The sequence below is a fragment of the Anaerovibrio sp. genome, assembly GCF_051866355.1.
Lineage (GTDB): Bacteria > Bacillota > Negativicutes > Selenomonadales > Selenomonadaceae > Anaerovibrio.
Map to the genome: position 1 here is coordinate 1 of NZ_JBJDWZ010000159.1, position 8684 is coordinate 8684.

The window sequence follows — 8684 nt, forward strand, 5'->3', positions numbered from 1 at the left end:
GGCCGGATATCGCAGCTTTTTTGCGGCTGACAGGCTGCAGGTGCATTTTATAGACGTGGGTCAGGGTGATGCGGCGCTGGTTATAACTCCACACGGGCATGCCTTCATGATTGATGCCGGCGGTGTCAGGGAGGGCGGCTATGATATCGGCAGGATGGTAGATGTGCCGTATCTTCTGCATTACGGGGTCAGGCAGCTGGACTATATTTTTTTGACACATGCCCACGATGACCACGCGGCAGGCGTCAGGGGGATTCTGGGCAGGCTGCCGGTCAGGGCGGTGCTGATTGGCCATGAGGGGGCCGACGAATACCTGAAGGCCTTTGGGCGGGGAGAAAGCGGTAGAACGGCAAGCCTGCTGGCGCCTCTGCAGGAAAATACCTATCTGGAGCTGGACGGGGTGAGGATAGAGATATTGTATTCCCCGGAGAGCAGGGAGGTAATGCAGGGCAGTGTGGCGGCGACGGGCAATGAATATTCAAACCTCATCAGGGTGAGCTATGGCGATGCCAGCTTCTTGTTTACGGGGGATCTGGTTGCGGCGCAGGAAGCGGAGCTTTTGCGGCGGGGGACGCCGCTGCAGAGCACGGTGCTGAAGGTGGGGCATCATGGCAGCCGCACATCCAGCTCGGAAAAATTTTTGCAGGCGGTAAAGCCGCGCTGGGCGGTGATTTCCTGTGGATACGGCAACAGCTTCGGGCATCCGCACAGGGAAATAGTTCAGCGGCTTTCGGATGTGACCGGGGCGGAAATTCTGCGGACGGACGAGAAAGGAGCGATTGTGTTCAGGACGGACGGCAAAAGCATGGCGGTGGAATGCTACAGGGATTGACGCTAGGAAAGGCTTGTGCTATTTTACGTCGATAGTGCAGGCCTTGTTGTTAATGGCCGGGTTTGTGGTATAATGAAGCTGGTACGTCATTGATAGTATTTTTATTGGTATGTGTACACAGGATAAAGGTGTGTTATGAAATATGGTGAGCTGATGGCGGGACTGCGCAAGGGCAGTCCCGGGCATCTGTACCTTCTGGCAGGGGAGGAAGGCTACTTTATAGAGAAGGCGAAGGAACGGCTTTTGCAATGCTTTTTTCCTGACGGCTATCAGAAGGAGGATGTGCAGGTGCTGGAGGACGGCGTTTCCCTGAGTGAAATCATGGAAGCTGTGGAAACAGTGCCGTTTTTTCTGGATAAAAATGTGATTATCGTCAAGGCGGCAGGCTTGTTCAAGGACAAAAAGGCTGACGGGGAAGAAAAATCCGGCGGGAAATCAGGCGGCGCGGAGGAGCGTTTTTTTGCACTGCTGAAAAACATGCCGGAGTTTTCCTATGTGATTTTTGAGCTGCAGGGCAAGCCTGATAAGCGGAAAAAGCTGTACAAGGCCATCAGCAGTGCCGGACAGGTCATGGAGGCGGAGCCGATACGCGCCAGCAATGCAGGCGATTGGCTGCAGGGGAAGCTGCAGGAGCTGAACAAGGAAATGGATCGTCAGGCCTATGAATACTTTATAGGGGCAATCAGCAGCATGCAGACCGTAAATCTCAGCTTTCTCAGCAAGGAGCTGGAAAAGCTGGCGCTTTTTCTGGGTGCGTCCCGGAGGCGTATCAGCAGGGAGCAGCTTTTGCAGGTCTTTTCCGATGTGCCGGAAATTTCCAGCTTTGCCATGCTGAATGCCATCGGTGACAGGAATACGGCAAAGGCGCTGCAGCTTTTTAAAAGGCAGCTGGATAATGGCGTGTATTTCGTGCTGATTGTAGGCATGCTGGCGCGGCAGGTGCGGCTGTGGTGGCTGGCCCAGGAGCTGCAGTCACAGGGCGTCAGGGGCAGGGCACTGGCCTCCCGCCTGGGACAGCCGCCTTTTATTGCGGAAAAAACAGGCAGGGAAGCGGCTACCTTTCCGCCGGGAGCGCTGCGGAAAGCGCTTCTGGCCCTGTCTGATGCGGATTACGGCCTGAAAACGGGGCAGGCGGATATTGTGGAGCTGGAGGCGATTATTATCAGCCTGGGCAATCGGGAGGCGTGTACGCTCTGATGAAGGATTTTGGCATATACATACATATACCATTCTGCCGCCAGAAGTGCTTCTATTGTGATTTTCCCTCCTTTGCAGGGAAGGAAAAAATGATTGAGCCATATCTGGAGGCTTTGGAGCAGGAACTTGGGCAGGTGCGCCGGAGGTTGTCGGAGGCAGGCGAGGCGGTATTTGGCAGTGACGGCAAGCTGGCGCCGCAGACACTGTATATTGGCGGCGGTACACCTACGGTTTTGGAGACCGTAGCTCTACCAGATGTGTTTTATCTCCTGCAAAAGCATATAGATGTGGAAAATATCGGGGAGATTACCATAGAGGCAAATCCCGGTACAGTGGATGGGGAAAAGCTGCGGCTGCTGCGGCAGTTCGGCATCAGCAGGCTCAGCCTGGGGGTGCAGTCCTTTGATGATGGCTGCCTGCGGGCTATGGGGCGCATCCACAGCGGGCAGGAGGCCTTGGCGGCCGTAGCGGAGGCGCAGGCTGCGGGCTTTGGCAATATAAGCGTGGATTTGATGTACGGCCTGCCGGGTCAGGATATGAAAATCCTGCAGGAGTCAGTGGAAACGGCTCTGGCCCTGGGGGTGCAGCATATTTCCATTTATGGGCTGCAGCTGGAAGCGGGGACGGCCTTTGACAAAATGCAGCAGCAGGGACGGCTGATTCTGCCGTCAGATGAATTGACAGAGAAAATGTATGATTATATAACTGCTGTCCTGCCGGAGCGTGGCTATCAGCGATATGAGATTTCCAATTTTGCCCTGCCGGGCCGCGAAAGCAGGCACAATCTGTCCTACTGGCAGGATGTGCCGTATCTTGGCTTCGGCTCCGGGGCGCACAGCTACTGGGGGGACTGCCGCTATCAGAATCCCGCCAGAATAGAGGTGTATATGGAGGAAATCTTTCAGGGCAGGGCCATGTGCCATATAGAGGAAAGGCTGACCGAAAAAGCCCACATGGAAGAGTTCTGCTTTTTGGCGCTCAGGACGTCAGCCGGCATATCCGTCAGGAGGTTTGCAGCTGTTTTTGGCAGGGATGTGCATGAGGTGTATGGCGAAACGGTCAGCCGGCTGGTGCAGCTGGGCCTGCTGGCAGAGGACGGGGAGCGGATATGCCTGTCCCAGTCGGGTATGAAGTACGGCAATCAGGTCTTTGCAGAGTTTTTACTGCCGGATGCTTGAGGGGCTTGGCAGGATAAAATTATTTCGGGAAAAGTAAAATTTTTATTTTGACTTATTGACATTTTGACAAATACGCGGTATATTATGTTCATGAGTTAGCACTCACTGGATTTGAGTGCTAACAAGAGGAGGGGTGCAAATGCTGGATGAAAGAAAGCAGCGTATCCTTCAGGCAGTCATTCAGGATTATATATCCTCGGCAGAGCCTGTGGGCTCCAGAACATTGGCAAGGAAGTATGATTTGGGCGTGAGCCCTGCCACCATCAGGAATGAGATGGCTGATTTGGAGATGCTTGGCTATCTGGAGCATATACATACGTCGTCCGGCAGGGTTCCTTCCTCCAAGGGGTACCGGCTCTACGTGGATTCGCTGCTGCCGGTACAGCCCATGACCGATGCTGAGAAGGCCATGATTGATAAATGGTACAAGGCAAAGGTACAGCAGCTGGATCAGGTTTTTCAGGAAACTGCGAAAATTATTTCCCGCCTGACGCGGAATGTGTCGCTGGTGCTGGCACCGCAGATTTCCAAGGCGGCCTTTCGCTGCATGCAGTTCCTGCCGTTGGATGACCATCGCGTGATTGCGGTGCTGATGACGGATGCAGGCTTTGTGGAAAACCGTATCATGGAGATGCCTGCCGGCAGCTCCTTCGAGGATTTTCAGCGGATGGCAAAGGTCATCAACGGCTGTCTGGCCGGGCATACACTGGGAGCTATCCGGAGCGGGAGCCTGAAGAAGATTGAGGCCGAGATTGGCGACGATGGCCTGTATGAATCGGCTATGAACCTGATTGATAAGGCCCTGAATTCCCAGCGCAGGGAGCGGCTTTATCTGGGCGGCACCACGGAGATGATGGAGCAGCCTGAGTTTCACAATGTGGACAAGGTGAAGGAGCTTCTCATAATGCTGGAAAAGGACCAGCTGATGAAGGATATATTGAAGGCTCATCTGGGAGATGGCCTGACGGTCACTATCGGGCAGGAAAATGAGTACAGCGGCATCAAGGACTGCAGCATAATCACAGCCACCTATCATCTGGATGGCGAGCTGCTGGGGTCCATGGCAGTGCTGGGGCCTACCCGCATGGAGTATGGCCGGACCATGTCCCTGCTGAACTACATGAATAATAATCTGACAGAGGTAATCAAGAGATTGCACTGGTAGGGCGGGCATCAGGGATGCGTTGTCCTATCTACAATATATGAAGAGGTGAAAAGGTAATGCCTTTAGAAAATGAGGAAATAAAAGATACTGCCGAAGCGCAGGCTGACGATGCTTCTGCTGCTGAGGCTGATGAAGCGGCTGCAGCCGGTTCTGATGCCGGGGGCGCAGCTGATGAAGACGCCGGAACTGCTGATGCACAGGCGGAGGCCGGGGCAGAAGAGGCCGAGGATGCGCAGGCGGAGAACGCCGAGCTGGAGGCACTGAAAAAGCAGCTTGCCGAGGGTGTGGAGCGCATGAAGCGCCTGCAGGCAGATTTTGAAAATTTCCGCCGCCGTACCCGTCAGGAGAAGGAAGAGCTTTCCAGCATGGTGGTGCAGGACTTTATCAAGGAGCTTCTGCCGATGCTGGACAACTTTGACCGTGCCATGGCTGCGGAAGCAACCGATGCGGCGCAGTTCCAGCAGGGTATGGAGATGATTTACAACCAGCTGGCAGACATCCTGAAGAACAGGGGACTGGAGCTGATTGACACCAAGGCTGCCAAGTTTGACCCGAACTTCCATCAGGCAGTGATGCGGGTGGAAAACCCTGAGCTGGAGGATGAAACCATCGCCATGGAGCTGCAGAAGGGCTACATGGTGAAGGGCAAGGTTATACGCCCGTCCATGGTGCAGGTGGTGGCAAACAGCTAGCAGGCTGTGCCGCGCCGTTATCTGCGGCCGGCAGATATATGCTTATTGTGTAAATATTTCATATAGCGCACGTTATGGATTTTGTATGTGCGGACTGAATTTAAGGAGGAAATAGATTATGTCTAAGGTAATTGGTATTGACCTGGGTACTACCAACTCTGTAGTATCCGTTATGGAAGGCGGCGAGCCTACAGTAATCACTAATCCTGAAGGAAGCAGGATTACCCCGTCCGTTGTTGGTTTCACCAAGACCGGTGAGCGTCTGGTAGGCCAGCTGGCAAAGCGTCAGGCTGTATCCAACCCTGACCGCACCATTGCTTCCATCAAGCGTCACATGGGTGACAAGAGCTACAAGGTATCCATCGATGATAAGAGCTACACTCCGCCTGAGATTTCTGCCATGATTCTGCAGAAGCTGAAGGCTGATGCAGAGGCTTATCTGGGCGAGACTGTTGACAAGGCGGTTATCACCGTTCCTGCTTACTTTAACGACAGCCAGCGTCAGGCTACCAAGGATGCCGGCCAGATTGCAGGCCTTGAGGTGCTCCGCATCATCAACGAGCCGACTGCTGCAGCACTGGCTTATGGTATTGACAAGGATGAAACCCAGACCGTGCTGGTATTTGACCTGGGCGGCGGTACCTTCGACGTATCCATCATGGATATCGAGGATGGCGTATTTGAGGTTCGTGCTACCAATGGTGATACCCATCTGGGTGGCGACGACTTTGACCATGCAGTAATGCAGTGGATTGTTGATGAATTCAAGAAGGAAAACGGCATTGACCTGTCCGCGGACAAGATGAGCGCACAGCGCGTTATCGAGGCTGCCGAGAAGGCAAAGATTGAGCTTTCCAACATGGTTTCCACCAACATCAACCTGCCGTTTATCACTGCTGACGCTTCCGGCCCTAAGCATCTGGACCTGACCCTGACCCGTGCCAAGTTCGACGAGCTGACTGCCGACCTGGTGGAGCGCACCATGGTTCCTACCCGCAAGGCTATGCAGGATGCAGGCGTATCCGGCAGCGACATCACCAAGGTCCTGATGGTAGGCGGTTCTTCCCGTATTCCTGCCGTTCAGGAGGCTGTACGCAAGTATCTGGGCAAGGAGCCGCATCGTGGCATCAACCCTGATGAGTGCGTATCTGTAGGTGCTGCTATTCAGGGCGGCATCCTGTCCGGTGATGAAACTAACACCAAGGACGTTGTACTGCTGGACGTTACGCCGCTTTCCCTGGGCATCGAGACCCTGGGCGGCGTCTGCACCAGAATTATTGAGCGCAACACCACTATTCCTACCTCCAAGAGCCAGGTGTTCTCCACTGCCGCTGATAACCAGCCGGCTGTTGAGATTCATGTTCTGCAGGGTGAGCGCGAGATGGCTGCCGGCAACAAGACACTGGGCCGTTTCAGCCTGACCGACATTCCGCCAGCTCCGCGCGGCGTGCCTCAGATTGAGGTTACCTTCGATATCGACTCCAACGGTATCGTGCATGTATCCGCCAAGGATCTTGGTACCGGCAAGTCCCAGAACATTACCATCCAGTCCGACAGCGGCATGAGCAAGGAAGATATTGACCGCATGGTCAAGGAGGCCGAGGCTCACGCAGCAGAGGACAAGGCTCAGAAGGAAGGCATTGAAATCCGCAATAATGCTGATTCCATGGTTTATCAGGCCGAAAAGCTCATCAAGGAGATGGGTGACAAGGCAGAGGCCGCACAGGTGGAGAAGGCAAAGGCTGCTATTGAAAAGGTTAAGGAGGCCCTCAAGGGTACTGACACCGCAGCTATCAAGGCAGCTACCGATGAGCTGCAGGAGCCGCTGCATGCTATCAGTGCCGCTGCTTATCAGCAGGCACAGCAGGCTCAGCAGGCAGCCGGTGCACAGCAGAATGCAGGAGCCGGTGCAGGCCAGCAGTCTGCCGGCAAGCAGGATGATGATGTAATTGATGCTGAATTTACTGAAAGCAAATAATTAGCTGAAGTTTGTATGGGCTGCTGCCCGCGTGTGGTCTATCAAGTCACTGCACCAAGGTGGCAGCTCATATTTTCGTGTGATAGTGAAGTAGGTAAAGGTGAGATAAATGAGCGAAAAGCGTGATTATTATGAGGTCCTTGGCTTAAAAAAGGGAGCCTCTGATGATGAAATCAAGAAGGCCTACCGCAAGATGGCCATCAAATATCACCCTGACCGCAATCTGAATAACAAGGAAGAAGCCGAGGCACACATGAAGGAGATTAACGAGGCCTATGATGTGCTGAAGGATCCCCAGAAAAAGGCCCAGTATGACCAGTTCGGCCATGATGCCTTCACGGCCGGCGGCGGTGGAGCCGGTGGCTTTGGTGGCGGTTTCGGCGGCTTTGGCGGTGGCGGCTTCAGCGGCGGCTTCGGTGATTTTGGCGATATTTTTGATACGTTCTTTGGCGGCGGCGGACGCAGCCAGGCCCGCAGAAACGGCCCTGAGCAGGGTGCGGATCTGCGCATAGATATTGAGCTGACCTTTGAGGAAGCGGCCTTTGGCGTGGAGAAGGAGCTGAAGGTGCCGCGCATGGAGAACTGTACTGCCTGCGGCGGCACAGGAGCAGCTAAGGGAACCTCGCCGGAGGAGTGCTCCAACTGCCATGGCACCGGACAGGTGCAGTCCTACGCCAATACGCCTTTCGGGCGCATGGTAAATTCTCATGTCTGTGAGCGCTGCGGCGGCTCCGGCAAGATTATCAAGACGCCGTGCAAGGAGTGCGGCGGCCGTGGCCAGAAGAAGGTCAACAAGACCATCAAGGTCAAGATTCCTGCCGGTATTGACGAGGGTCAGCGCATCCGCGTGTCCGGCGGCGGCCAGGCAGGCAAGCGCGGCGGCCCTAGCGGCGATCTCTATGTATATGTTTATATCAAGCAGCATGAGCTGTTCACCCGTGAGGGCTATGATGTGCTGTGCGAAGTGCCGATTACCTTCGTGCAGGCGGCACTGGGCGATACCATCGAGGTGCCGACCATCCACGGCAAGGTGGAGATGAAGGTGGCCGCCGGTACTCAGTCCGGTACAGTTATGCGGCTCCGCGGCAAGGGGATTCCGATGCTGCGCCGCAGTGGCAATGGTGACCAGCATGTGCGCATCAAGGTGCTTACGCCACAGAAGCTGTCTGCCAAGCAGAAGGAGCTTTTGAAGGAGTTCGCCGAGCTGAGCGGCGGCAAGGTAAACCCGGAGCAGGAGAGCTTTTTCAGCAAGGTGAAAAAGGCTTTCAAGGGTGAATAAAAATTTCAGTTTTTCGTAGTGCTTATATGATACTTTGGTAATATAAACGAATAGTTTTTTGTTCGTGCACTCTGTTCAGATAAAGAGAGGGGCGAGTTGGGGCTGTACCTATAGAAAACCTTTGTTGTGCCTCGGTGCTTAGCGATACGCGAGCTGAAAGCGAAGCGTGAGCTTAGCATCCGCTAGGCACAATGAGGAGCGCGAGCGTGTTTTCTATAGGTATTGCCCCTGCTCACCCCTTTTTAATGTCTGAACAGAGTCCACGAAGTATCAAATTACGTCAGTATATGCACAAAGTAACAATCACCCACTACGATAAACTGAAATATACACCAGTTTTATTCGGCAGGCAAGTACGTCCAA

The 8684-nt window shown here is 54.3% G+C and carries 7 protein-coding genes; all 7 read left to right on the forward strand.

The genetic code is table 11. The features are described 5' to 3' along the window. The coding region (locus ACI3UA_RS08235; RefSeq protein ID WP_439724334.1) for a ComEC/Rec2 family competence protein at positions 1-832 on the forward strand (832 nt) is incomplete at its 5' end. 135 nt (positions 833-967) lie between these two features. Beyond that, the gene (gene holA, locus ACI3UA_RS08240) at positions 968-2029 is read left to right on the forward strand and encodes a DNA polymerase III subunit delta (protein WP_439724335.1); all 1062 of its coding nucleotides are present in this window, start codon (positions 968-970) and stop codon (positions 2027-2029) included. After that, positions 2029-3207: a radical SAM family heme chaperone HemW gene (gene hemW, locus ACI3UA_RS08245; protein WP_439724336.1), complete on the forward strand. Its 1179-nt coding sequence runs from the start codon at positions 2029-2031 to the stop codon at positions 3205-3207. The genes holA and hemW overlap by 1 nt, the downstream gene beginning before the upstream one ends. Positions 3208-3346: 139 nt before the next feature. Beyond that, the gene (gene hrcA / locus ACI3UA_RS08250) at positions 3347-4372 is read left to right on the forward strand and encodes a heat-inducible transcriptional repressor HrcA (RefSeq protein WP_439724337.1); all 1026 of its coding nucleotides are present in this window, start codon (positions 3347-3349) and stop codon (positions 4370-4372) included. Between the two features lie 56 nt (positions 4373-4428). Beyond that, on the forward strand, positions 4429-5064 hold the full coding sequence (gene grpE, locus ACI3UA_RS08255; RefSeq protein WP_439724338.1) for a nucleotide exchange factor GrpE: 636 nt from the start codon (positions 4429-4431) through the stop codon (positions 5062-5064). 118 nt (positions 5065-5182) lie between these two features. After that, positions 5183-7042, forward strand: coding sequence for a molecular chaperone DnaK (gene dnaK / locus ACI3UA_RS08260; RefSeq protein ID WP_439724339.1), 1860 nt, complete (start codon positions 5183-5185; stop codon positions 7040-7042). A 109-nt stretch (positions 7043-7151) separates the two neighbouring features. After that, complete coding sequence (dnaJ, locus tag ACI3UA_RS08265) at positions 7152-8321, forward strand: molecular chaperone DnaJ (RefSeq protein WP_439724340.1); 1170 nt, start codon at positions 7152-7154, stop codon at positions 8319-8321. Positions 8322-8684 lie beyond the last annotated feature (363 nt).